A 23132-nucleotide genomic window follows, 5' to 3' on the forward strand; every position below is an offset into this window, starting at 1 on the left:
AAAGAAATTGGATACAGGCGGGCCCGCCGGCGCGATCAGCGCCTGCGGGCCCGGTGTTGGTCAGAATGCGCTTAGTGCCAATGGGACGAGGAACGCTTCTCCATGCTTCTACGGAACTCGTTGGTAGTTTCGGGGAACAGTTCGCCGGTGCCCCAGTCGAGGATGACGCCGTGGCGGCGGATTACGTCGAGCATGTCCACCTCTCCGGCTCGGTACTTTTCAGCTACGGCGACCGGGTCGGCGCTCAGCCATGAGGACCGGTCGCCGCGGATCTGTTGGCGCAGCAGGGTGCTGCCCGCCTCATCGATCTCGAACTGGTCCAATTCACGGTCGATTTCGCGGATGATGACGCCGTAGTCCTTGGCTGCCCGTTCGATAGACACGTACTCGTCGATCACGTCATCGAGTACTTCGTCGAAGGGGCGTTCCAAGGGATCGCCGTAGCCGCCGCCGCCAGCAGACGGGCGTGTGAATGAGTCCCCGGAGTGCAGCGGAACTGCCGAGAAGTTGGAGCCGAGGAACTTCTCCTGGTCGGTGCCCTTATTCATCCAGACCCCGTGCGGGATAGAAGGCAGACCGCCTTCGATGCCCCAGGTGATGGAGCGTGCCCGGTCGCAGCAGTAGCTCATGACAGTCTTCGTTGCATCGACCAGTGTTCCGCCCTTTTCGATGCCCAGTCCGCCGCGGAACCTGCCGGGTCCGCCGGAGTCGGTGCCGATCTGGTGCACGGTGGTCAGGACCGGCGAGAGGCGCTCCTGACCTTCAATGGGCTGGACCGCCAAACCGGGGCCGAAGACCGGGGCTGTCGCGCTGGCTCCGTCCTTGGACGCCCGGCCACCCCATCCGCCAGCCATCCAGTCGTACCACATGAAGTAAGGGTTGTCGTCGGTGCGGCCGTCGCGTCCGCCCACCAGGAGGTACTCGAGGTTGAACGCGCACGCCATGGCACGCTCGGGCATGATCTGGGACCACAGTTCGAAGATCCCGTTCATCAGCTTCTCGTAGGGACCGGAGCAGAACCCGGTCACAGCGTACGGCCATCCGGCATTGACCACGGTGCCCTCGGGGCCGATTTCCGCGTCGACGGCGGCGTAGAAGCCCGAGTTAAGGGGAACGTCGGGGAAGAACGTCTTTGTTCCGGCGTAGATGGCCGAGTGGGTGGTGCCGTAACCGGAGTTCAGGAACGTTTCGACGGCGGGGGCCGAACCAGTGAGGTCGTAGTGGATGCCCTTGCCGTCCAGCGTGAGCTTGATTTTGATGGGCACCAGGCCCTCGCCCTTGCCTGGATCGAAATCGATGTAATCGGTGGTCTCCCACACACCTTGTGGCAGGGATTCCAGCCGGCGCAGGACGATCCGTTCCACGTAGTCCTGGGTTTCCTGCATCGCGGCGACGACTGTGGATTTGGAGTACTTATCCACAAGCCGGAGGACTTCGCGCTCGCAGACGGCGGTCGCTTCCGACTGTGCTTGGAGGTCACCCATGGCCTGGCGCGGTGCGCGGGTGTTGGAGACCAGGAGCTGCGCGACGTCGTGGAGGAAGACGCCTTTGCTCCAGATTCGGACCGGCGTGATCCGCAGGCCTTCGCCAAAGTGTTCCTTGGCGTTGACATCGAATGAACCTGGGACGTTCCCGCCGATGTCCGCCCAGTGGCCCTTGTTTTGGGCGAAGGCGATCACCTCGCCCTCGGAAAAGATCGGGCGGATGAAGCTGACGTCGTTGAAGTGTGTGCCGCCCCGGTAGGGATCGTTGATGGCGAACACATCGCCTGGGTGGATGTCACTCTTGAACTCGTCGATGACGGCCTTGCACTGAAAATGCAGGGTGCCCACGTGGACTGCGATGTCGCCGCTGCCCTGCATAACGGTGTTTCCGTTCGCGTCACAGAGGGCGGAGGAGAAGTCGCGGGAGTAGATAACGAAGGAGTAGCAGGTCCGGAGGATCTGCTCGCTCATCAGGTCGACGCTGGTGACGAAGGCGTTTTTCAGCACTTCGAAGGTAACAGGGTCAAGGCCTGAGCCCTGCCGCGCACTGGTGTGTGCGACATGGAGATCTGGCATGGTGATCACGTCGGTCATGATTAGGCTTCCTGCTCGTCTTTGAACTCTGTGAGGTGGATCCGGATGTTGAGCCATTCATCGATCTCGGCGGTGGTCCGCGGGGGCACGACCGTAGTGGAGTCGAGTTGGTCGATGATGGCGGGACCTTCGAACGTCGCACCGGCGCCAAGCTTGGTGCGGTCGTAGACGGGAGTCTCGAGCCAGCCGTCATTTCCGAAGTAGACCTGGCGGAACGAATCGGGTTCTCCGGGCTCCGAGACACGTTTCGTGGCTGGAGCAAAGGTGGGCTTGGGTGTCTTGCCGATCGCGGACAGCTGGAGTTGATAGATCTCCACGGGCTGATCATCCTGGCGGAACGCGAATTCGCGTTCGTGCTGCTGATGGAAACTCTGGATGGCTTCTGCGAGGGCGCTGTCGCCCGTTCCCATGTTGACGGCCAACGAACGCCACTGGCCCTGGTAGCGCATGGAGATGATGCGCTGGAGGATGGAGTTCTCTTCGGACACGCCTTCGTGGCGGAGCCGGGCGGTTGCCTCCGTTTCGAGCGTCTTGTACTTGCTCTCCAGGTCATCGGGATCGGCGTCGGCGGCAACAGCCGTGTACATCGCCGATAAGTCGTGCCGGATGTCCACCAGGAGGCAGCCCAACGCGGACGTGACGCCGGGGTTGGGCGGTACGACGACGGTGGGAATGTTCAGTTCCCGCGCTACTTCTGCGCCGTGCAGGGCGCCGGCCCCGCCAAAGGCGATCAGAGCGAAGTCGCGGGGGTCATAGCCGCGACGGATCGAGATGAGGCGGACGGCGTCGGCCATGTTGGCGTTTGCAACCTGCAGGATGGCGTGGGCGGCCTCCGCTTCGCTCATGTCCAGGGGTTCAGCGATCGCACGCTTGATCGCCGCCTGCGACAGTCCGCGGTCAAGCGTCTTCGCCCCTCCGGCCAGCGTGGACCCAAGCCTGTTCAGGACCACGTTGGCGTCGCAGTTGGTGGGGTCCTGGCCACCCATGTTGTAGCAGGCGGGTCCCGGGTCTGCACCGGCCGACTGCGGCCCGTTGCGAAGTGAACCGGCAATGTCAATGTGCGCAATCGAACCGCCGCCGGCACCGATCGTCAGCACCTCGATGCTGGGGAACACGATGGGGTGGCCGTATTCGACCTGCCATTCCTTGGTGATGCGGAGCTCACCATCGGAGACCAAAGCGATGTCGGTAGACGTCCCACCCATATCCAGGCCCACGGCGTTCTCGAAGCCACACTGCTGGGCGATGTGCTTCGCCGCGATGGCCCCGGCCGCAATGCCGGAGGCCGCGAGGCGCACCGGGTAACGCTTGACCATGCGCGGGGTCATCGACCCGCCGCCGGAGTGCAGGAGCAGCAGGTCGCCGTCGTAACCGCCGTTCTTGAGTTCATCGGCGAGACGGCTGACGTAGCCGGAGACAAGGGGTCCCAGCACAGCGTTGGAGACGGCGGTGTTAAAACGATCGTGCTCGAAGATTTCGGGCAGGATCTCTGCCGAGGTGGAGACCGTGGCTTCCGGAAGTTCCTCTTCCAGAATTTTTCGCATCCGGATCTCGTGCTCGGCGTTGGCGTAGGAGTTGATGAAGCAGACAGCGATGGTGGTGACGCCGCGCTTGCGGAGCACGCCGGCCAGACGGCGGGCTTCTCCTTCGTCCAGAGGAGAGACAATGTTGCCGGCGTAGTCGATGCGCTCCGAGACTTCAAACCTGTCGCGGCGGCGGATGTAGGGACCGCTTACGTCGTTGTAGGCATCCCAAAGGTCGTCTTTCGTACCGTCCCGGATCTCGATGACATCCCGGAATCCCTTTGTCGTTACCATCGCTGCAGGGGGGAAGTTCCGGGTGATCAGGGCATTCGTTGCCACCGTGGTGCCGTGTGAGAACAGCGACACGTCTGCGAGATCGATCTCGGCGCGTTCGACGCCACTGAGTATCGCAAGCATAGGATCCGCCGGCGTCGACGGGACTTTGGTGACACGCATACGCTGTGTTTCTTCGTCGAATATGCAGACGTCAGTAAATGTGCCGCCTACATCGACGGCGACTCTAACATTGGACATCTTTGTTCCTCCAGGAAGCTGCTGATTGGGTACCACCAACCATCCGCTGTGACGTGAGTCTCTGTCACTGGCGAAACTAAAATTAATGGGAAGGTCCTTTGTGAGATTTACAATCAGCAGTTCTCCTGGCCTCCCTTACCCTCTTACTAGGAGGCAAGATGCCCGACAACTCACCCGTCACCCTCAATGACGTGGTTTCCGAAGCGCCCTTAGGCTTGGCCCCGGTTGTGCCTGGAAACCCCGGTACGGTCATCACGGGAGCCCACACGAGCGACATCCACCACCCCGCCGACTGGTTGGAGCCGAATACGGTTCTGCTCACAACGGGGTTGAGGTTCGTAAACGCCGAACGGGACGAACTGCTGGCCGTGAGGCTGGTGGAAGATCTGCGGAAAGCCCGGGTGGCGGCTGTGTTCTTCGGGATCGGAGTCTACTTTGACCAGGTGCCGGCCAAGCTGGTCTCGGCCTGCAAAAAGGCTGAATTTCCGTTGTACACCGTGGCCGCCGATGTCCCGTTTTACCGCATAGAGAACTTCATCAACCATTCGCAAGCAGCGCCTGATGCCTACGTCCAGAAGCGCGCGTTGTGGCTCAGCAATGACCTGCTGCAGAGCATGTCCGCCGATGACCCTGTGAAAGCTCTCATCATCAGGCTCGCGTCCGCCTGCCGGGGTACAGCTGTTCTATACGAAGAGTCCGGGCGGATTATTGAAGCCTCGGGAGATGGCCCGACTCACCTGATTTGGAAGGAATTGCATAACCGAAAAAACGAATCCGACGCCATCGTGATCGGCCGGTGGGAAGTCATGGCGCGGCCGCTGGTACTCCGAGGCGATGGCTATACATTGGCGGTGGCGACGAAAAACCACCGGGTTCTCCGGGACCTTGGTGAGGTGCTGCTTGAAACGACGCAGCGGCTTTTGGCGGCAGTTAACGGCATCGCCCAGTTCTCAAATACCAGAGAGCGGCATGAAAACACGCAGCTGCTGACCATGCTCCAAGACGGTGTTCCGGTGGCTCGAGAGTTCAGGCATTGGGAACGGATGCGCGTCTTCCGCTTTACTCCTTACGAGCAGATACGCGCCGTCGTGTCCGCAAATTTAGAGCAGGAGCCGCTGGACCGTTCATTTTCTGAACGGCTTTTGCGAGGCGCTGAAAGCAGCGGATTGGGACTCTTGCTGGCAGAGAATGGCCGGACGCCCGAGAGTCCCCCCGGCTTTCATGCCGTGGTCTCGAACTCGTCCGCCCTGGACGCCTGGTTAGATCTGACCGACAGGTCGGTTTTCGTCGGACTGTCTGAACCCTATTCCGACCTGGCTTCCACCCCCGACGCTTTTCGTGAGGCAGAAGCAGCAGCAGGAATTGCCCGCAGGCAGATCCAAGCGGGTGCCCCGGATAGCTCGGGAACCTACCGTGGCATCGTCCGGCTGGATGAGGTGGACCCGTCCACATGGCTCCTGGCACGCCGTCAGTCTCCACAAGACAAGGACAAGCTCAAAAAGTTTGTTGAACCTCTGAGCGGCGACAGCGAACTAAAGCAGACGGTCATCTCCTACCTCGTGAATGACCTGGATGTTGCCAAGGTCGCCAACGTGCTCTTCGTCCACCCAAATACCGTCAGATATCGTTTGAAAAAGGTGGAAGCCCTGGTAGGGGGATCCCTCTCCAGTTCCAGGATCATCGCCAACCTTTACCTCGCGTTCCACGACGAGATAGTTGCATCAAGCCAGTCCACCACCCAACTGCCGGATTAGTCAGACCTCTCAACAATTCGTACAAATCGACCCTCACTTCTTGACGTTCTGCCTCAAGACGGAGGCTTCGTGGCTGCCTACGCTTTTCATCAGGAACCGCATTGGGTTCCGGTTCCCCACTAGGACGCCTTCGGAAGTGCAACGAAGCACACCGAACGTTTAAAGAAGAGGCCCGAATGGAAATCTTGGCAGACTACCGCCGCGGATCGGATGTTAGAGCGGTTACGGGTCACCACGCCCCCACCAGTGGTTGGTGGCGACCCGAAGGCGACCCGCAACCATTCCGCTACCTTCAGCGGGGAGAAATCATGCCCCCATTTGAGGGGGCGCAGGCGCGGTGGGAACTCGTTTACGAAGTTGATCCCTCGCGGCGAGCCCGCATCCGGAACTAGCAGAGCTAGCCCTCAACCACATAACAGTCCATGCGGGATCACGCGCACCTCACAGACAAGGAAGTCCATGAAACGCATAACGCTCGTAAAGAGCAAGAACGAGAGCCGGCTGGTCGGCATGCCTGAGCATGGGCGGCATCCGCTGGGCGATCGGCAGCCGGCAATCTGGCAAAGCCCTGTTCATGAACAGGGCAACTCCGAAGCCCGGTCCGCAGGTTTGGCCTTATCGTCAGCGGTCCCTCGCCCGACTGAATGAACAGCCAGCAGGCCCCACGGGCCCCGCGTCTTTGAGCGGGAGGGCAACGCCCTGCGGCCGAGTGCCCTCCGGCGGTCAGTCTGCATAGTCAGGAACCCCCTTTCTGGACGATTCATCTAAGGCCTTCCAACCTCCCGTCCCGCACACTTACATCGGTTGTGCGTCACATCACACATACTTCAACCCAGGAATGGAGACCCGTATGCAGGATCCTGCGACACTTGCCACGCCCGCCCGCACGCCGGGAAAAAGGGACACATCGACGACGGCTTCGGCCCACGGGGGATCCCTCCGTCCACGGCATCTCACTATGATCGCTCTCGGCGGCATCATCGGCGCAAGCCTTTTCGTAGGGTCGGGAACGGTGATCCGTTCAGTAGGCCCCGCAGCGCTGCTCTCATACGCGCTCGGCGGAATCCTAGTCATCCTCGTCATGCGTATGCTGGGCGAGATGTCAACAAACCGACCTATCGTCGGTTCTTTTATGGAGTATGCCCGTGAGGGGCTGGGGGAGTGGGCCGGATTCACGATCGGCTGGCTCTATTGGTACTTCTGGGTGGGCGTCGTCGCCTTCGAAGCGGTAATTGTAGGCCGGATCCTCCACGAATGGATTCCCATCGTGCCGGACTGGAGTTTTGCACTCGCGGGCATGCTGATTCTGACCATGACCAACCTTCTGTCGTTGCGTTCCTTCGGCGAGACGGAGTTCTGGCTAGCGTCCATAAAAGTATCAACCATCATTGTTTTTCTGATCTTCGGTACGCTCTACGTCCTCGGTTTGCTGCCAAACTCCACGGGCTCCATCACTAACCTGACCTCTCACGGCTTCATGCCCAACGGATGGACGGCGGTCTTCAACGGTGTCACCGTGGTGATATTCAGCTACTTCGGAACTGAGATCGTCACAATGGCCGCAGCGGAATCAGAGCAGCCTGCGAAATCGGTCGCTAAAGCCACAAACACCATTGTTTGGCGAATTCTTTTCTTCTACGTTGGCTCGATCGCACTACTACTTATGATTGTTCCCTGGGACGAACTGCCTACCCAGACGAGCCCCTTCGCCTTCGCCTTTGGCCTCTTTGGTCTGCCAGCAGCCGACCAAGTGATGAATGCAGTGGTACTGACTGCTGCGTTGTCTGTTCTCAACTCAGGGTTGTACTCCGGATCTCGAATGCTATTCGCGCTCTCAAAGCACGGCTATGCGCCCCGCTGGGTTGAGGACCGCAACCGGTCCGGTGTGCCCTGGAAGGCCATTCTCCTCTCTACCGTGGTCGGCTACATTGCGATCGCTGCAAATTACGTCGCTCCAAAGGTGATCTTCGACTTCATCATGAATTCGGCCGGTTGCGTGGCCATGTTTGTCTACGCGTTCGTGGCCTTGACACAGTGGCGGTTACGCAACCGAATGAGTCCGGCTGAGCGGGCCACCTTGGAGCTCAAAATGTGGCTACACCCTTGGCTCAACATCGTTGTGCTTGCAGCTGTCGTCTTCATCGTTGTCCTGATGGCAACCAATCCAGCCAACGCCCCGCAGGTGTGGCTGAGTCTCTCTGCTCTTGCTGTGCTGCTGGTCGTCTACCCCTTCGTACGACGACGAGCGCTCACGAGGGTCCACATCACGACCCCTCACTGATGCACGGATTAGGGCAAAATATTAACAGCATGGATGCCAGCTCTAAGGTGCAAGCGGAGACTCGGCGGTAGCGAGAGTCGTGCGCGTGGGCAGCATCGAATCGCTGAGAGTCCGTCGGGGTCCTCCCCGACGGACTCTTTGCCTCCTGATAGGAATACGGGCTGCAGCTGAGCGAGGGGATGTAATTCCTTTAGTCAGGGCAGCGACACCCGGCGACCTGGACCTTTGTTTTGAGTTTTCGGTCCGAAGCGGAACTGATTCCTCCTGTACGGGTGACGACGCTGATGCTTTCAATGCAAGCTACGGGGAGGTTCTTGGGGTGTGGACAATGTCCACACTTTTCGCTTCGGACTGGGTCGAACACCGGCCGGACTGGCTCGGATTCCGCGTGTTTGTGGGACTTCCCATTGGTGGCAAGGCTGGAATGCAGTTCGAGCCCCACCTCGGGCACAGTGTTTTCCCTGGTCAGAGGGGGTCTTGCATTTAATGCGTGCACATTGACCCTCCGCGGGCCCCTCTGACACCGGCCGCGGACTGTGCCTGGCGCCGCACTCGCCTATGAAATTATGTGGGGTGGCGGGTTCAGAGCCCTGGCTCGTGGCCCTCCGCCTGCTGGGATCTGGGGTGATTGGGTCTCCTTTCTAACCTTTTTGGTGGCCGTGGTTGGCCTTCACCTATTCATGTCCCAGCGTGAGGTGAGGACATGACTTGACGGAATTTTATTGAGTATCATTCTCTTCGGTTGGCCTCTTTCTGTTGCCGCAAGGGGAGGGCTTGGCGCCGTTTGTCCGACCCAAGGGGTGTGGACAGTGTCCACACGTGGCCGCCGAGCCAAAACAGGGTGTGCACAATGTGCACACCCTGGCGCAAGGATGACCTCGAAGCGGGTGCGGGCCCATTCCAGGCCGCTGATGTCCCGGCCGTGCGGCGCGGGGTGCCGGCGGGCCGGGGTCCGAAGCGTTTGACCAGGGAGTCCATGACGCCGAAGACGGAGTCGCGGATCAGCCACCGTCCGGGTGCGGCGTGAAACCTGAAAGGTCCGGCATGGGTCCGCTTGAATAATCCCCGGTCATCCCCGCGGAGCCAGTCAGTGGCAGCAGGAATCGGCCATGGCTAACCTTGTGGCATTGGGACAGCCAGACACCATCACCTGCAGAACCTCCGTGGCGTAGTGGCAGCAGCACAGAGCGAACGACGTCGTTGGCCGGGACTTCACGCTTGCCGGCTTCGGGACGTGTTGGAAGCGACGACACTGTGGCGGGTGCTCGACAGTGCCGGGGGCATTGTCGCCGCCGGCAACCTTCAGGGCGGGGGAGCTTGGGGTTATCGGCGACTGCGGCCATCAGGTTTCCCGGGGGTGCTTCACGGCCCGCGCTGTCCACCTGATGCCTCAAGTCTTCGGCTAGGACGCGTCCGAAATCCATCCACCGGGGACAGATCTGAACGTCGTCCCGGTTACCGAGTTCACGGGGTATAGGGCTTCAAGCTCTACGACGTGGTTAGCGGTGGCAACCTCACCAAAGTCGCCAGGGAGCAGGGACAAAACACCACGGCCGACAAATATTTTCCAAGCCAACCGGGACCGAACCGGCAAACTGAACCTGATCTTTCCGGCCAGGTCTTCGGTATTCCACTCCGTGCCTATCCGCCGGGGAGCGCACCCGCTGTTGCCGACGACGGCGGTTGTCCCGCCGTCGTCGGCTCTTCGATTCGCTACTTGCGACCGAGTAGGTGAAGGGGCGTGCGGAACGTTTCTTTGGCAGTAGCGGCGGCGATGGCAGCCAGCACGCAAACTACGGCTGTGAAGGCTGCCACGGGAATCCAGTTGGATTTGTCTCCTCCGTTGAGCCAGGTGGCGATGGCCGGACTGAAGCCTGCGATGAGGAGGCCGAGCTGCAGGCCGATGGCGACTCCGGTGTAGCGCACCTTGACGTCGAACATCTCGGAGAAGAAAGCCGGGTAGAGGCCGTTGGCCGCGCTGTAGAACAGGGAAGTCGTCACCAGACCCGCAAGAAGGATGAGCGTAAAATTGCCGGTTGAAATGGCCTGGAAGTAAAAGAAGATACCCACGGCGCTGCCGAGGCAGCCCGTAATGAACACCGGCTTGCGGCCGATTCTGTCGGACAGCGCTGCGGTAAGGGGTTGCGTGAGTAGAGCGGCCACGTTGGTGCCGATGGTCACCCACAGCATGGCCGCCGTTGGGATTCCAACCGTCTGCGTGGCGAAGGCCAGAGCAAAGACCGTGACTATGGTGTTGGCAACGGTGAACAATGAGGCGAAGCCGACCCTGACCACATCCCAGCCGTGGTCCCTGACGACGGTGACCAGCGGCAGTTTGGCGGTCTCATGGTTTTCCTTGGCTTCTTCAAAGATCTCCGGTTCCTGTAGGGTCCGGCGGATCACATAAGCCAAAACCAACACCGCCAGTGAAGACCAGAACGGGACGCGCCAGCCCCAGCTCAGGAGGTCCTTCTCCGGCAGCGCGGCGATGGGGAGAAACACGAGGCTGGCAAGGATCAGGCCCGTGACGATGCCGTTAAGCGCCCACGAACCGTAGAGGCCGCGGCGGCCTTCCGGGGCCTGTTCGATGGTCAGGGTGCTGGCACCTGCCGTCTCGCCGCCGGCCGAAAGGCCCTGACAGATACGCAGGACCACCAGCAGGATGGGGGCCCAGATGCCAATGGTGTTGAAGTCCGGCAGGCAGCCGATCAGGAACGTCGATGCGCCCATCAGCACCAAGGTGAACACCAGGACGTTTTTACGTCCCAGTTTGTCGCCGAAGTGGCCCAGGATGATGGCTCCGAACGGCCGTGCCACATAGGCCACGCCGAAAGTTGCGAGGGAAGCCAGCGTAGCTGCGCCTCCCGCCGTGGGGAAGAAGATCCGTCCGAAGACCAACGCCGCGGCGGAGGCGTAAATGAAGTAGTCGTAGTACTCCAGTGTTCCGCCGAGGTAGGCGGCCGCGGCCGCGCGTTTGGCCTGGTTGGGGGTACGACGGCGCGCTGCCGCACCGACGGCGGGCAAAGTCTCCATTGACATTGTTGCCCCTGGTTGTGGGTAAGGAAGTTCAGGCTGGGAGATAGGGCAGGCTGCTCAGGCACGAGCGGGCAGCGGCAGCGCGGAAGGAACGAGGGTGGCAGCAAGATGTTCACCGACGGCGAAGGCCCGGGTGATGGCCGAGCCGAGGGTCGCGCCGCCGCCAGGGTAGTTGTTCCGGAAGACGCCGGCCGACACGTTGCCTGCCGCGTAAAGCCGTCGTATCGGCTGCTGGTGTCGGTCCAGGACCCGGCCATCGAGATCCGTCGAGAGGCCACCGGAGGTGCCCAGCACGCCGGCGTGGATGGGCACGGCGTAGAACGGAGCCTTGAGGAGCGGCGCCAGGCACGGGTTGGGCGTGTTTTCGGCGTCGCCGAGGAACCGGTCCTGCGGTGTGGCACCTCGCTGGAACTCCGTGTCCACGCCGGTGCCGACGTCGGCGTTGAACCTTCGGACCGTTGAGGTCAGCCCGTCGGGATCGACGCCGATGGCCTGTGCCAGCTCTTCCATCGTGGCTGCGCTTGCCATCCACTTCGCAGGCTGCCCCGGCGTGGACCCGGCCACGGGGTACTTCGCCAGGTAGGCGGCATCGAAGACCAGCCAGGCCGGGTTGTTGGCCTGCTGGCCGGTCTGCGGATCGATGGAGGCGAAGACCCGGCTGGCGTCGTGATAGTTGAGTGCCTCGTTGACGAACCGGCGCCCCGTGGCATTGACGGTGATGGATCCGGGGAGGGTCATTTCCACGTTGCCCATGCGGCCGGATTGCCCGCCGTCGTACTGCTGCTCCGGCGTCGAAATCACCGGCACACCCCAGACGGCGGACATGTCCGCGACGGTGGCCCCGGCCTTCAGCCCGAGCTCCAGTCCATCACCTTCATTGGAGGGGGCGCCGATGGGTGTCACGGGGAAGGGGATAAATGCTTTGCGGAGCCTGGGGTTCCATTCGAATCCGCCGGAGGCAAGCACCACGGCTGCAGCAATGATCCGTTTCCCGGCGGCCTGGCCGCCAAGGTCAACGGCCCATTTTCCTTCCGTCTCTTCGAGGCCCTCCACCGGGGAATTGACGGCAAGCTGCACTCCGCGGTCCAGTGCGCTGGCCAGCAGGCTGCCTACCAGTGCGCCGCCCATGGTCCTGACGCCCGTCGCGGCGCGCCCGGCCAGCAAGGCCGGGTCCGCGGCGCGGCCGTTCAGGTTGTCCCGTTCGGTCATGGTGAGCAGGGGAAAGTACGACGACGGCCGGATCAGGTCTGACAGGCCCGGATGGTCGGCGGGATCAAAGGGGCTGTTGTCCAGCCCACGGCCGCCGGGTGCGGAGCCTTTCCATTCCAGGTGGTAATCCGGGCGGGAGATAGGAACCATGGACACCTTGGTGCGCTCGTTCAGGTAGCTGACTGCCCGAGGCGCCGTGGCCACGTACCAATCGATCTCCTCCGCGCTGAGCACGTGCCCGGCCGCCTCGGTAAGGTAGGCGACGCCGTCGGCATGGCTGTCGGTATAGCCACCGGCCCGGGCCAGATGGTTGTTCGGCGCCCACATCACGCCGCCGCCGGCCGCCGTGGTTCCGCCCAGCAGTGCCGCCTTTTCGACGACGACGACGGACAGTCCGGCGTCTGCCGCCCGGACGGCTGCCACGAGTCCGGCCGCCCCGGTGCCCACCACCACCACGTCGCAGGCGCCCGACAGTCGGGCTGCAGGAGTAAGGATCGTTCCCGGGACGCCGTTCATGGCCGCGATCCTGCACCTACAGGCACGGCTGCGGTGCCTTGCGAAGCAGATCTTGCCTGCTGTGCGGCTGGCATCGCAATGACGATCTTGCCGACTCTTTCCGTGCGGTCCTGCATCAGCCGGAAGGCCTGCTGAAGATCCTCGAAGGCGAATCGGTGAGTCATAAGAGCCCGGGCCTGGTGCGGGTACTTCGCCAGCAAGGCGAGACCGTCCGGGATGAGATTGAGGCTGTTGCGGCTGCCCAAGAGGTCGAGTTCCTTGAACGGGAGGTCTTTCATAGAGACGGCGGCCTGCCGGGGAGAGATCCCCACCTGGACGATCCTGCCGGCGCTGGCAACCAGCCTGATGGCATTTTCCAGTGAGGAGGGAACACCGGTGGCCTCGATGACGAGTTGCGGGCCATAGCCATCGGTCAACGCGGCGAGACGGGATGCCTGGTCTGCATCGGGGAAAGGGGCGCCGGGGGTCACCAGAAGGGTGTCCACGGCGCCGAACCCGGTGGCAAGCTCCAGCCGGTCAGCTTCGGTGTCTGCGCAGATTACCTGCACTCCGAGGTCGGTCAGGTAGAGGGCGGCGAGCAGGCCGATGGGTCCGCTCCCTAGCACCAGGGCAACTTCGCCGGTGGCGGGGCGCCCGCGATTCACGGCCTGCATGGCGATGGAGGTGGGCTCACCCATCGCGGCCAGGTCCAGGGGGAGGGCTGCGGGGACAGGGCACAGCTTCCCCAGCGGCACACTGAGTACTTCCACCAGCGCGCCGTCGGAATAGCAGCCGATGCAGCCGATGTTCCGGCAAACGTTGGGACGCCCCATGCGGCACTGCCGGCATTCCCCGCAGTAGGTCATGGGGCTGACGGCTACCCGGTCGCCGACACGGATGCCGGCGTCGTTGGGCCCTACAGCTTCGATAACGCCGGAGAATTCGTGGCCCTGGACGATGGGAAGGTCTGTGGGGTAATCGTCCTACCAGATGTGAAGATCGGTGCCGCAGAGTGTGACGTTGTGGACTCGGACCAGGGCGTGACCCGCCACAAGTTCGGGGTGGGCCGATTCGTCGTAGTGGATGGTTTCTTTGGCGACGGTGCGGGCGGAAATCACGGCTGGCCTCAGTTCTTTTCGGCGTCGAAGAAGATGTTCCATTGGCGGATAGTCCGCTCCTGGATCAGGCCGGCCTGGTGGAATGGGTCCTGGTCCATGAGGTTTTCCACGTCGGCCCTGGACTCGCCGGCAATGATCAGCAGGGCACCCGGTGTTTCCTCCGGTCCGAACGGGCCGCTCTTGAGTAGGCGGCCGCCGTCGAACTGGGTCTCGAGAAATTCAACATGGGCAGGGCGGGTCTCATCCCGCTGGGCGGAACTGGAACCGGAGTAGGCATAGGTGACGGCAAACGTGGCCATGGGTAGTCCTCATCATTGAGTGGATGGTCTTGGGAGACTCCGACCCGGTTTCCAGCCAAGGGTCCGGAATCGTTCTGTGGGATTGATTACGTCCCCCACTGCTCAATGGTGGCTGCACTATTAGGACAAGTCCAATACGTAATTGATCAAGGACTGTGTGTTTTTGACACACAGTCTGGCGTGGGGAATTACTGTGCAGGCGTCGGCAGGATTTCCTGGGCGACGTCCAGCGCCACCCTCAGGGCCGGGGACATAGCGGACGGATTCCAGGCCAGACCCGAATACAGGGGGATGGTTCCCCCGGAGATCGGCAGGAAGACGGTGCCGCCAGGCATGATGCCGGCGATGGACTCGGGCATGAGGCTGACGCCGACACCCCCCGCCACCAAGGAGAGCGCCGTGTAGGGGTCAGCCACCTCCTGGCCGATGTGCGGCCGGAAGCCGGCGGCGTTGCAGGCCGCCACCGTTGTTTCCCGCAAGGTGGAGCCCTGGGCGGCGGGCATGGTGATGAACGTGTCGCCTGCGAGCTCGGCCAAGTCGATCGAAGCCTTGCCGGCCAGGGGATGGTCCACCGGGACTGTGGCGCCGAGCCCTTCTTTGGCAATGGCCCGGGTTTCCAGTGAAGGTGCGTCCACCGGGAGACCGATGAACGCCAGATCCAGTTGCCCGTGGACAAGCTGCTGCAGGGCTTCCTGGGTCAGGAGCCCGCCCTGCAGCGTGACATCAAGCTGGGGGTGGCGGTGGCGCAGTGCACGGGTCAGCGGCGGAAGGGTGCGGTGGTTCAGTGCACCGGAAAAGCCGATGCTCAGCCGGCCGTAGACCGTACCGCCGTCCGCGCGGACTGCCCGCTGGCCGAGGTCCACTTCCTCGAGGATCTTCCTGGCGTGGGGCAGGAAGGAGTGCCCGGCGCTGGTGAGGGCGACGGTGCGGGTATTCCGTTCGAAGAGTGCGGCGCCGAGGTTCTTCTCCAGTTTCCTGATGGTCTGGCTGAGGGGCGACTGGGCCATCCGGAGCCGTTCCGCGGCGCGGCAGAAGTGCAGTTCCTCGGCCACCGCCAGGAAGGCCTCAACCTGCCTGAACTCCACGTGCACTCCTTCGCCGCCCACCCGCTCGCGGCCGTCCGGCCGTGATACTGCAAGGCTATATTGGTTCTGGGATCCGCGGATTCCGGCCGGCAAAGGCATTGTTCCGGTCCTAGCTGCAGGAGGCATCGTGGCAAACTCGGCATCGGGGGAGTCCGTCATCGAGCGCGTAGTGAAGATCATGGAGGCCTTCTCGAAGGGCCACCCGCGCCTGCCGCTGCGTGAACTTGTCCGCCTGACCGGGATGTCCAGCAGCACCGTCCACCGGCTGGCCAATGATCTTGCGGCCAGCGGACTCCTGGAGCGGGATGCGTCCGGAGACTACGGCGTTGGTGTGCGGATGTGGGAACTGGCCTCCCGCAGCAACCCGCTCGAAGAATTCCGCCGGCGCGGGCTGCCGTTTTTGGAGGGTGTCCATGCCGCAGTTCGTGAGCATGTGTCCCTGTCCGTGCCGGATGTCGATTCCCGGAGCGTGCTGTACCTGGAACGCCTGGACCGGCACGGAACCGTGATGAACCTGGCCGAAGTCGCCGGCAGGCTCGATATCCACAGCACGTCTTCCGGTATGGCGATGATGGCCCATATGCCGGCCTACGTCCAGGAGCATTTCCTCGCGGGACCCCTGCAAAAAACGACGCCGGCCACCGAAACGGACCCGCTGCGCCTCCGGAAGCAGCTGGCCCTCATTCGGGAGCGTGGCTACGCGCGCCTGGCGGGCGTGCTGGTGGCTGAAAACACCGCCTATGCGGTTCCCGTCTTCGGCGAGGGCCACTCGGTGATCGGTGCGATCGCCGTCGTGGTCCCGTCACGCGAGGAGAATCCCAGCCTGATCCTGCCCGTCCTGGTGGCCGCGGGCCGCGGACTGTCACGCACCATGGGGGCCGAGCGCCGGCCTTACGGGACGAGGCCGTGGCTGGAGTCCCCAGGGGCCTGACCGGGCGGCTCGAGCGCCGATAACTAGTGGTATCTCGTTCAACGGGATGCCTGGCTCTGCGGTGTGATTTGCGTCCTACAGTCGATTCAAGAGGAACAACCGCTTATGACCTGACGCACACACCGTCAGAAGGCTTTCCATCATCGACGGATGTGGAGGTGGCGCTGACCGGCCGCCAGCCAGCGAACGTAACTCGGGCAGAAACTTTCAGGCAGGCCGCACCATGGCGGTGCCGGCCGCCGCTCTCAATGAGGAGACACTATGGGACACGTGCACCAGCACCCGCCCACGGACGTTCGCAACGATCCGACAGTACCCGGCGAACACATCAAGATGCCGAAAAAGGCCGCCCTGGCGTCCTATCTTGGATCCACCTTGGAGTACTACGACTTTTTTATCTACGGCACAGCAGCAGCACTGATCTTCCCCAAGATCTTCTTCCCTGCGGGGGACCCAGTGGTTGCCCTGCTCGGAGCCATGGCAACCTTCGGAGTCGGCTACCTTGCCCGCCCCCTGGGCGGTGTTGTTATGAGCCATTTCGGTGACAAGTTGGGCCGCAAGCAGGCGCTCCTGATCACGCTGGTGATCATGGGCGTCGCGTCGATCGGGATCGGTTTCCTGCCCACCTACGGGCAGATCGGCTATTGGGCCACCGCGCTGCTCCTGGTGGGACGCCTCGCGCAAGGCTTCTCCGCCGGGGCCGAGGCCGCCGGCGCCTCCACGCTGACCATGGAACACTCACCGGAAGGCCGGCGCGGGTTCTTCACCAGCTTTGTGATGACCGGGTACGCCTCCGGCATGGTCCTGTCCACGGTGGTGTTCATCCCACTGGCCGCCCTGCCCGAAGACCAGCTGCTCAGCTGGGGCTGGCGCATCCCGTTCTGGCTGTCTGTCGTGGTCCTGGGCGTGGCGTACTGGATCCGCACCAGGCTGGAAGAACCGCCCGTTTTCGAGGAAATCCTGGAACATGACAAACCGCGCGCCATCCCCGCCGCCGCCGTCCTCAGGACCCAGTGGCGGGATGTCCTGCGCGTCGCCGTTGTGATGCTGTTCTCCGTTATGCAGACCACGTTCACCGTCTATGCGTTGGCCTACGCCACCGGGCCGGCCGTCGGCCTGGACCGGACCCTCATGCTCACGGTCAATGCAGTGACGATCGGCCTGTCGATGGTGACCATCCCGTTTGCCGGTAGTCTCTCGGACCGGATCGGCCGCAAAAAGGTGCTCCTGGTGGGGGCCGCAGGATGCGCCATCACCTCATTTGGCTACTTCTGGGCCATCAGCGAGCAGAACGTGGCACTGACCTTCCTCTTCGGCTTCCTGAACATGTCCGTGTTCTACTCCTGCTGGAACGGGGTGTGGACCGTGTTCTTCCCCGAGATGTTCCCGGCCGCAGTCCGCTACTCCGGCATGGCGATCGGCAGCCAGGTAGGCCTGATCCTCACCGGGTTCGCCCCCGTGATCGCAACCCTTCTGGCCCAGCCCGGGCCCGGCGGCTGGATCCCGGTGGCAGGCTTCACCGTCGTCTGCCTGTTGGCGTCGTCCATCGCGATCATGACCGCCCGCGAAACCTACAACGTCCCGCTTGAGGAACTGGGCCAGCCCCGCCGATAGCCGGCGCCCTCCAGCAGTACGGGCTCGACGCACTGCGCCCAGCCGCCACACTTTGCAAGCGAAGCACAACACAGCGCTCACTTTTGCGCTCAGCACCGAAAGTTGGAACCGCCATGACCCCCTCAGCAGCAGCCCCCCGCATCTTCCATGTAGGAATCGCGGGCTGCGGCGCCATCTCCCGCAACCACCTCGAGGCCTTCGGGGCGTTGGATAACGTCCGGATCGTGGGCGTCTGCGACGTTGATCCGGCGCGCGCGCGGGCTACTGCTGAGGCGTGGGGTATTCCCAACACCGTCACCAGCGTGGAGGAGCTCCTGGCGCTTGACCTGGACATCATCTCCGTCTGCACTCCGCATCCCACCCACGAAGAAGTGGTGGTGAAGGCGGCAGCGGCGGGAGTCCACGCCCTCTGTGAAAGCCGATCGCCACCAAGCTGGATGCCGCCGAACGCATGGTGGACGCCTGCGAGAAAGCCGGGGTCCAGCTGGGCGTCCTGTTCCAGCGCAGGTTCTGGCCGGCGGCCCAACGGATCCGGACCGCGATCGACGACGGCACGCTGGGCCGGGCGATAATGGCCCAGTGCTCTGTGATGCTGCACAGGGAGCCGGACTACTACTCCCGTGACGCCTGGCGCGGCACCTGGGAGACCGACGGCGGCGGCGTGCTTATGTCCCAGGCCGTGCACCAGATCGACCTGCTGCAGTGGTACCTCGGCGATGTCGCGGAGGTCTACGGCAGGGTTAACACGTTCCGGCATGGCGACTACATCGAAGTGGAGGACTCCGCCACGGCAGTCATTACCTTCACGTCAGGGGCCATGGCCACCGTGGAAGCTTCCACTGCAGTCTCCCCGAACCTCGGCATCCAGCTCAGGATTACCGGTGAAACGGGGGCGTCGGCATCGCTGACAGAGTTCCCCGAAGGTAGCGACGGCCGGCTGGACCTGTGGGCCGTGGGCGGGACGATCGTCGAGGAACCCGTGCACCCCGAAGGTGTGGAGCCGAACGTGGACCTGTCCACCATCAACGGCCAGCTGATTCCCCACCACAAGAGCCAGGTGAAGGACTTTGTCCGGGCATTGGAATCTGGCGGGGAACCTGCCATCACGGGCAAGGATGCCCTGAAGTCACTGCGGATCCTCCTGGCAGTCTACGAATCCTCGCGGACCGGCCAGCCTGTCCGCTTCGTCCCTCGAGCGGGGAACGAGTCGTTGGTAAAGATTCCCGTCATGGCTTCGGCCGGAATTGGAGCCTAGGCGAATGACCACCGGACATTTTGCAGCCCGTCCCCTGACCCTCGGACGCAATGGCCGCACCCCTGTGACCCTCCGGAACCGGCTTGCTTCTGCACCGATGGAGCGGAACTATGGCACCGCCGAAGGGTTCATCACGGAGCAGTACATCGACTACCTGGTCACCCGGGCCCGTGCGGGGCTTGGGATGGTCACCACGGAAGCGACGTTCGTCCGGGCGGACGGAAAGGGCCGGACCCACCAGCTGGGGCTCCATACCGATGAGATGGTTCCCGGCTTGCGGCGGCTCACCGATGCCCTGCACGCCGAAGGTGCGCTGGCCGCCGTCGAACTTAACCACGGAGGCCGCACCGCGCAGACCGCAGTGTCGGGATTCAAGAACGTGGCACCCTCACCGGTTCCGTGTGACGTGGCGGCGGCGAGGTTCCGGACGAACTGACACGCAAGGGCTGCTTGGAATTGGTTGCAGCCTACGCCCAGGCCGCCCGCCGTGCCGTCGCCGCAGGCTTTGACGTCATCAACATCTGAAGGAAACGCTCTCACGCATGCAGGACACGGGCGTGACCGTTGAGGACATCGAGTTCCTGCTCCTGGACGGCAGCAACCAGCGGGAAGCCTGGCTGCAGATGATGGAAGCCGGGCAGGTCCTGGGCGCCCGGACCCTGACAGTGGCCTGCGCGGACCCCGACGCGTCCCGTTTCGGGGACACTTTGGCCCAGCTGACCATGGACGGACGAGGCTTCGGCATAGTCCCTACGCTGGAACCGATTTCCTACCAGATGGTCAGGTCCATCCCGGACGCCGCGGAACGCGCGCGCCAGGCAGGCTGCTGGATCGTGGTGGACTCGCTGCACTTCAACCGCTTTGGCGGCACGCTGGACGAACTGGAAGCCTGCACTGCGCAGGTGCCGCTCCTGCAACTGTGCGACGGCCCCGCCGAACGTCCTGCCGGCCGAGAGGGCCTGGTCCTTGAATCGCGCTCGGAGCGGCAGGTTCCCGGCGAGGGGGAATTCGACCTCGCCGCGCTCGTGGCGGCCCTTCCGGCAGGTCTTCCCGTGAGTGTGGAAACGCCGTCGGACCGCCGGGTTGCAGAACTTGGCGAAGCAGGGTGGGCGCGGATGCTCAAGAGCGGTGTTGACGCTATCCTGGCATCGGCGGCCGAACTCCAGAAAGCAAGGACGCGATGAGCGTCCTATTTCACGGTACGACGGCGGAGATCGCCCCGGGAGTCCACGTTCCACTGATCGGGCTGGGCACCTGGCCGATGGTGGGTGAGGAAGCCGCGGACGCTGTGGCACGGGCCATCGGTCACGGGTACCGCCACATTGATACCGCCGAAAAGTACGGCAACGAAGGGGCCGTGGGAGAGGGTATCCGCCGCAGCGGTGTTGCCCGTGATGAGATCTTCCTGACCTCCAAATTCAATAAGGAATGGCACAGCAGGGACGGCGTAGGGGAAGCCTTCGAAATTGCTGCCCGCAGATTAGGTGTGGACTACCTAGACCTGTTCCTGGTGCATTGGCCAAACCCCGTGCAGGGCCGGTTTGTGGAGGCGTGCGAAGGCCTCCAGCAACTCGTGGACAACGGCAGGATCCGCGCGTGGGGGGTATCCAACTTCACCGCGGAGCACTTGCGCCACGTTCAGGGCGCCGGGCTCGAAATCGCCCTCAACCAGATCCAGCTGGATCCCGAGACCGGCCAACGGGAACAGATTGCCTTCCACCGCCGGCATGGCATCGCCACCGCGGCCTACAGCCCACTGGGCCGCAACGGCGCATTTATGGAGTCGCAGGCCATCGTGGGTCCGGCTGCCGAGCTGGGTGTAACACCTGGCCAGGTGGTGCTGCGCTGGCATCTTCAGCATGGCCGCGTGGCGGTCCCCAAATCCGCTGACGACCAACGCCAGCAGCAGAACCTGGATGTCTTCGGGTTCTGCCTGACAGACCAGCAGATGGCAGGCATTGACGCCCTGGACCGGAACCTCCCGCCACGCCTTAACCCGGACGAATACGGCCACTGACATGACACCGACGGAGAGTCAGATGAATAACAGTAAGAACACCATCGAATGCGACGTGCTGGTGGTCGGTTCAGGGGCCGGCGGGCTGTCCGCAGCAGTCACCGCCGCCTACCACGGACTTAAGGTCATCGTGGTGGAAAAGGCCGCAGTCTGCGGCGGGGCGACCTCCTGGTCCGGCGGCTGGGCCTGGACCCCTGGCAGTCCCTTCGCCAAGGCGGCAGGAGTCAACGAGGACAAGGAAGTCTTCCGCACGTACCTTCGCCATGTCCTCGGCGCTGACTACCAGGCGGAAAAAGTTGAGGCGTTTCATGAGGCGATCCCGCACATGGTGGGATTCTTCGAAAACAAGACGTCGCTGCAGTTTGTGCCGGGGACCAAAATCAACGATATCTACGGCGACCAGCCAGGCGCTGGGACCGGCAACCGTTCAGTGGGCCCCAAGCCGTTTAACGCCAGGAATCTCAAGCCGGAGCTTAGGGCAAAATCCCGCCACCAGCTGTACGAAACGTCGTTCCTGGGTATGGGCATCATGGCAGGACCGGACCTGGCCAAGTTCCTCTCGGCTTCCCAGGGAAACCCGAGGGGACTCTTCCACGCGGGGTGGCGCTTCGGGCTCCACCTCCTGGACCTGCTGACCCACAGGCGGAACATGCAGCTCGTGAACGGAACGGCGCTCACCGGCCGCCTGATGAAGTCCGCTGACGATCTTGGCGTTGAGATCCGCGTCTCCAGCCCGGCCACCTCGCTGCTGACCGACACCGACGGAAAGGTGAGTGGCGCCGTCGTAAGCTCTCCGGAAGGCGAGGTCACCATTCGCGCTGCCCGCGGCGTGGTGCTGGCCACCGGTGGTTTCCCGCACGACCTCCGGCGGCGCAAGGAACTGTTTCCCAAGACCCCCACCGGGCGCGAACACTGGTCCCTCGCCCCGGAGGAAACCACCGGCGACGGGATCAGCCTGGCCCAGTCCGTGGGGGCCCGTTTCAAAACTGCGGTTAGGTCCCCGGCCGCCTGGTGCCCCGTCTCGCTGGTGCCGTACCGCAACGGGCGCACCGGCGTTTTTCCGCACATCATGGACCGCGCCAAGCCGGGCAGCATCGGGGTCCGCAAGGACGGGAAACGGTTCGTCAACGAAGCGAACGGATACTACGACTACGTCGAAGGGCTGCTGGCCGCCACCCCGGAGGGTGAAACGGTTGAGTCGTGGCAGATCGCTGACAGCAGGTTCGTCCGCAGGTTCCCGCTGGGGATGGCTAAACCCCTGCCCGTGCCGCTCTTCCCCTACCTCCGGTCCGGATACCTGAAGAAGGGCGAGACGATCGAGGAACTCGCCGAGGCGTGCGGCATAGATCCGGCAGGCCTGCGGGAAACGGTGGCGCGCTTCAACGAAAACGCGCGCCAGGGAGTCGACCCCGATTTCGGACGAGGCGGAACCGCGTTCAACCGCTACGGCGGCGATCCCACCCAGAAGCCCAACCCGTCCCTCGGCCCGCTCGAGAAGGGGCCCTTCTATGCCGTTCGTGTGGTGCCGGGCAGCTTCGGGACCTTCGCCGGCCTCGACGCTGACGGACGCGGCAGGGTGCTGTCCGAAAACGGCGAGCCCATTCCGGGTCTGTACGTCGCCGGGAACGATCACTCCAGCATCATGGGAGGCCATTACCCCGCCGGTGGCATCAATCTTGGTCCTGCCCTCACGTTCGGCTATATCGCCGGCCGCGATCTGGCCGCTGCAACGGCATATGAGGACGACGGGACGCTGCCTGAATCCCCGGAATCGCAGGCAACCGAAAGGCCACTCCCGGTCCGTCGGAGTTGACCCGCCACCGACACGGGTTCCGCACTCAAGCTGAAGGGCCCCCTGCAACGAGTGAATTGTTCCGCGTTCGACGTCGACCACGTCGATTCC

The 23132-nt window shown here is 63.1% G+C and carries 18 protein-coding genes; 10 read left to right on the forward strand and 8 right to left on the reverse strand.

The window, feature by feature from the left end; all coding sequences use genetic code 11:
- Nucleotides 1–71 precede the first annotated feature (71 nt).
- Both AC3IT0_RS09660 and AC3IT0_RS09665 read right to left on the reverse strand, forming a co-directional pair.
- On the reverse strand, nucleotides 72–2078 hold the full coding sequence (locus AC3IT0_RS09660) for a hydantoinase B/oxoprolinase family protein (protein ID WP_489323472.1): 2007 nt from the start codon (nucleotides 2076–2078) through the stop codon (nucleotides 72–74).
- Nucleotides 2079–2080: 2 nt separating this feature from the next.
- A complete protein-coding gene (locus AC3IT0_RS09665; protein ID WP_489323473.1) occupies nucleotides 2081–4135 on the reverse strand; it encodes a hydantoinase/oxoprolinase family protein in 2055 nt (684 codons plus the stop codon).
- Between the two features lie 158 nt (nucleotides 4136–4293).
- Between AC3IT0_RS09665 and AC3IT0_RS09670 the strand changes: the two genes are divergently transcribed.
- On the forward strand, nucleotides 4294–5889 hold the full coding sequence (locus AC3IT0_RS09670; protein WP_489323474.1) for a helix-turn-helix domain-containing protein: 1596 nt from the start codon (nucleotides 4294–4296) through the stop codon (nucleotides 5887–5889).
- 958 nt (nucleotides 5890–6847) lie between these two features.
- On the forward strand, nucleotides 6848–8170 hold the full coding sequence (locus tag AC3IT0_RS09675; protein WP_489323475.1) for an amino acid permease: 1323 nt from the start codon (nucleotides 6848–6850) through the stop codon (nucleotides 8168–8170).
- A 1713-nt stretch (nucleotides 8171–9883) separates the two neighbouring features.
- Here AC3IT0_RS09675 and AC3IT0_RS09680 read toward each other — a convergent pair.
- The 6 genes from AC3IT0_RS09680 to AC3IT0_RS09705 all read right to left on the reverse strand — a co-directional run bounded on the left by AC3IT0_RS09680 (nucleotide 9884) and on the right by AC3IT0_RS09705 (nucleotide 15412).
- Complete coding sequence (locus tag AC3IT0_RS09680; RefSeq protein ID WP_489323476.1) at nucleotides 9884–11209, reverse strand: MFS transporter; 1326 nt, start codon at nucleotides 11207–11209, stop codon at nucleotides 9884–9886.
- Between the two features lie 54 nt (nucleotides 11210–11263).
- On the reverse strand, nucleotides 11264–12931 hold the full coding sequence (locus tag AC3IT0_RS09685; protein ID WP_489323477.1) for an FAD-dependent oxidoreductase: 1668 nt from the start codon (nucleotides 12929–12931) through the stop codon (nucleotides 11264–11266).
- Complete coding sequence (locus AC3IT0_RS09690; RefSeq protein ID WP_489323761.1) at nucleotides 12928–13869, reverse strand: zinc-binding dehydrogenase; 942 nt, start codon at nucleotides 13867–13869, stop codon at nucleotides 12928–12930. Before AC3IT0_RS09690 ends, AC3IT0_RS09685 begins: the two co-directional genes overlap by 4 nt.
- A 24-nt stretch (nucleotides 13870–13893) precedes the next feature.
- Entirely contained in the window at nucleotides 13894–14028 is a 135-nt protein-coding gene (locus AC3IT0_RS09695) for a hypothetical protein (protein WP_489323478.1), read from the reverse strand.
- Nucleotides 14029–14036: 8 nt separating this feature from the next.
- Nucleotides 14037–14327 (reverse strand): YciI family protein, encoded by a 291-nt coding sequence (locus AC3IT0_RS09700; RefSeq protein WP_489323479.1) that lies wholly within the window; start codon nucleotides 14325–14327, stop codon nucleotides 14037–14039.
- A gap of 188 nt (nucleotides 14328–14515) precedes the next feature.
- On the reverse strand, nucleotides 14516–15412 hold the full coding sequence (locus AC3IT0_RS09705) for a LysR family transcriptional regulator (RefSeq protein WP_489323480.1): 897 nt from the start codon (nucleotides 15410–15412) through the stop codon (nucleotides 14516–14518).
- A gap of 127 nt (nucleotides 15413–15539) precedes the next feature.
- Between AC3IT0_RS09705 and AC3IT0_RS09710 the strand changes: the two genes are divergently transcribed.
- The 8 genes from AC3IT0_RS09710 to AC3IT0_RS09745 all read left to right on the forward strand — a co-directional run bounded on the left by AC3IT0_RS09710 (nucleotide 15540) and on the right by AC3IT0_RS09745 (nucleotide 23042).
- Complete coding sequence (locus AC3IT0_RS09710; RefSeq protein WP_489323481.1) at nucleotides 15540–16343, forward strand: IclR family transcriptional regulator; 804 nt, start codon at nucleotides 15540–15542, stop codon at nucleotides 16341–16343.
- Nucleotides 16344–16604: 261 nt separating this feature from the next.
- Entirely contained in the window at nucleotides 16605–17957 is a 1353-nt protein-coding gene (locus AC3IT0_RS09715) for an MFS transporter (protein WP_489323482.1), read from the forward strand.
- Between the two features lie 113 nt (nucleotides 17958–18070).
- Nucleotides 18071–18529, forward strand: coding sequence for a Gfo/Idh/MocA family protein (locus tag AC3IT0_RS09720; protein ID WP_489323483.1), 459 nt, complete (start codon nucleotides 18071–18073; stop codon nucleotides 18527–18529).
- The gene (locus AC3IT0_RS09725) at nucleotides 18529–19212 is read left to right on the forward strand and encodes a Gfo/Idh/MocA family protein (RefSeq protein WP_489323762.1); all 684 of its coding nucleotides are present in this window, start codon (nucleotides 18529–18531) and stop codon (nucleotides 19210–19212) included. Before AC3IT0_RS09720 ends, AC3IT0_RS09725 begins: the two co-directional genes overlap by 1 nt.
- 4 nt (nucleotides 19213–19216) lie before the next feature.
- The gene (locus AC3IT0_RS09730; RefSeq protein ID WP_489323484.1) at nucleotides 19217–19648 is read left to right on the forward strand and encodes an oxidoreductase; all 432 of its coding nucleotides are present in this window, start codon (nucleotides 19217–19219) and stop codon (nucleotides 19646–19648) included.
- Nucleotides 19649–19754: 106 nt separating this feature from the next.
- On the forward strand, nucleotides 19755–20396 hold the full coding sequence (locus AC3IT0_RS09735) for a sugar phosphate isomerase/epimerase family protein (protein WP_489323485.1): 642 nt from the start codon (nucleotides 19755–19757) through the stop codon (nucleotides 20394–20396).
- Entirely contained in the window at nucleotides 20393–21229 is an 837-nt protein-coding gene (locus AC3IT0_RS09740; protein ID WP_489323486.1) for an aldo/keto reductase, read from the forward strand. Before AC3IT0_RS09735 ends, AC3IT0_RS09740 begins: the two co-directional genes overlap by 4 nt.
- A gap of 22 nt (nucleotides 21230–21251) precedes the next feature.
- On the forward strand, nucleotides 21252–23042 hold the full coding sequence (locus tag AC3IT0_RS09745) for an FAD-dependent oxidoreductase (RefSeq protein WP_489323487.1): 1791 nt from the start codon (nucleotides 21252–21254) through the stop codon (nucleotides 23040–23042).
- The last annotated feature ends 90 nt before the right edge of the window (nucleotides 23043–23132 follow it).

This window comes from Pseudarthrobacter sp. KH_020_B (assembly GCF_057840185.1).

What these genes read in the sequence shown, in the direction of transcription:
- AC3IT0_RS09725 (WP_489323762.1), top strand. Translation starts at nt 18,529, where the DNA reads ATGGCCCAGTGCTCTGTGATGCTGCACAGGGAGCCGGACTACTACTCC.
- AC3IT0_RS09730 (WP_489323484.1), top strand. Translation starts at nt 19,217, where the DNA reads ATGACCACCGGACATTTTGCAGCCCGTCCCCTGACCCTCGGACGCAAT.
- AC3IT0_RS09665 (WP_489323473.1), bottom strand. Translation starts at nt 4,135, where the DNA reads ATGTCCAATGTTAGAGTCGCCGTCGATGTAGGCGGCACATTTACTGAC.
- AC3IT0_RS09735 (WP_489323485.1), top strand. Translation starts at nt 19,755, where the DNA reads ATGCAGGACACGGGCGTGACCGTTGAGGACATCGAGTTCCTGCTCCTG.
- AC3IT0_RS09740 (WP_489323486.1), top strand. Translation starts at nt 20,393, where the DNA reads ATGAGCGTCCTATTTCACGGTACGACGGCGGAGATCGCCCCGGGAGTC.
- AC3IT0_RS09715 (WP_489323482.1), top strand. Translation starts at nt 16,605, where the DNA reads ATGGGACACGTGCACCAGCACCCGCCCACGGACGTTCGCAACGATCCG.
- AC3IT0_RS09675 (WP_489323475.1), top strand. Translation starts at nt 6,848, where the DNA reads ATGATCGCTCTCGGCGGCATCATCGGCGCAAGCCTTTTCGTAGGGTCG.
- AC3IT0_RS09720 (WP_489323483.1), top strand. Translation starts at nt 18,071, where the DNA reads ATGACCCCCTCAGCAGCAGCCCCCCGCATCTTCCATGTAGGAATCGCG.
- AC3IT0_RS09700 (WP_489323479.1), bottom strand. Translation starts at nt 14,327, where the DNA reads ATGGCCACGTTTGCCGTCACCTATGCCTACTCCGGTTCCAGTTCCGCC.
- AC3IT0_RS09670 (WP_489323474.1), top strand. Translation starts at nt 4,294, where the DNA reads ATGCCCGACAACTCACCCGTCACCCTCAATGACGTGGTTTCCGAAGCG.
- AC3IT0_RS09680 (WP_489323476.1), bottom strand. Translation starts at nt 11,209, where the DNA reads ATGTCAATGGAGACTTTGCCCGCCGTCGGTGCGGCAGCGCGCCGTCGT.
- AC3IT0_RS09660 (WP_489323472.1), bottom strand. Translation starts at nt 2,078, where the DNA reads ATGACCGACGTGATCACCATGCCAGATCTCCATGTCGCACACACCAGT.
- AC3IT0_RS09745 (WP_489323487.1), top strand. Translation starts at nt 21,252, where the DNA reads ATGAATAACAGTAAGAACACCATCGAATGCGACGTGCTGGTGGTCGGT.
- AC3IT0_RS09685 (WP_489323477.1), bottom strand. Translation starts at nt 12,931, where the DNA reads ATGAACGGCGTCCCGGGAACGATCCTTACTCCTGCAGCCCGACTGTCG.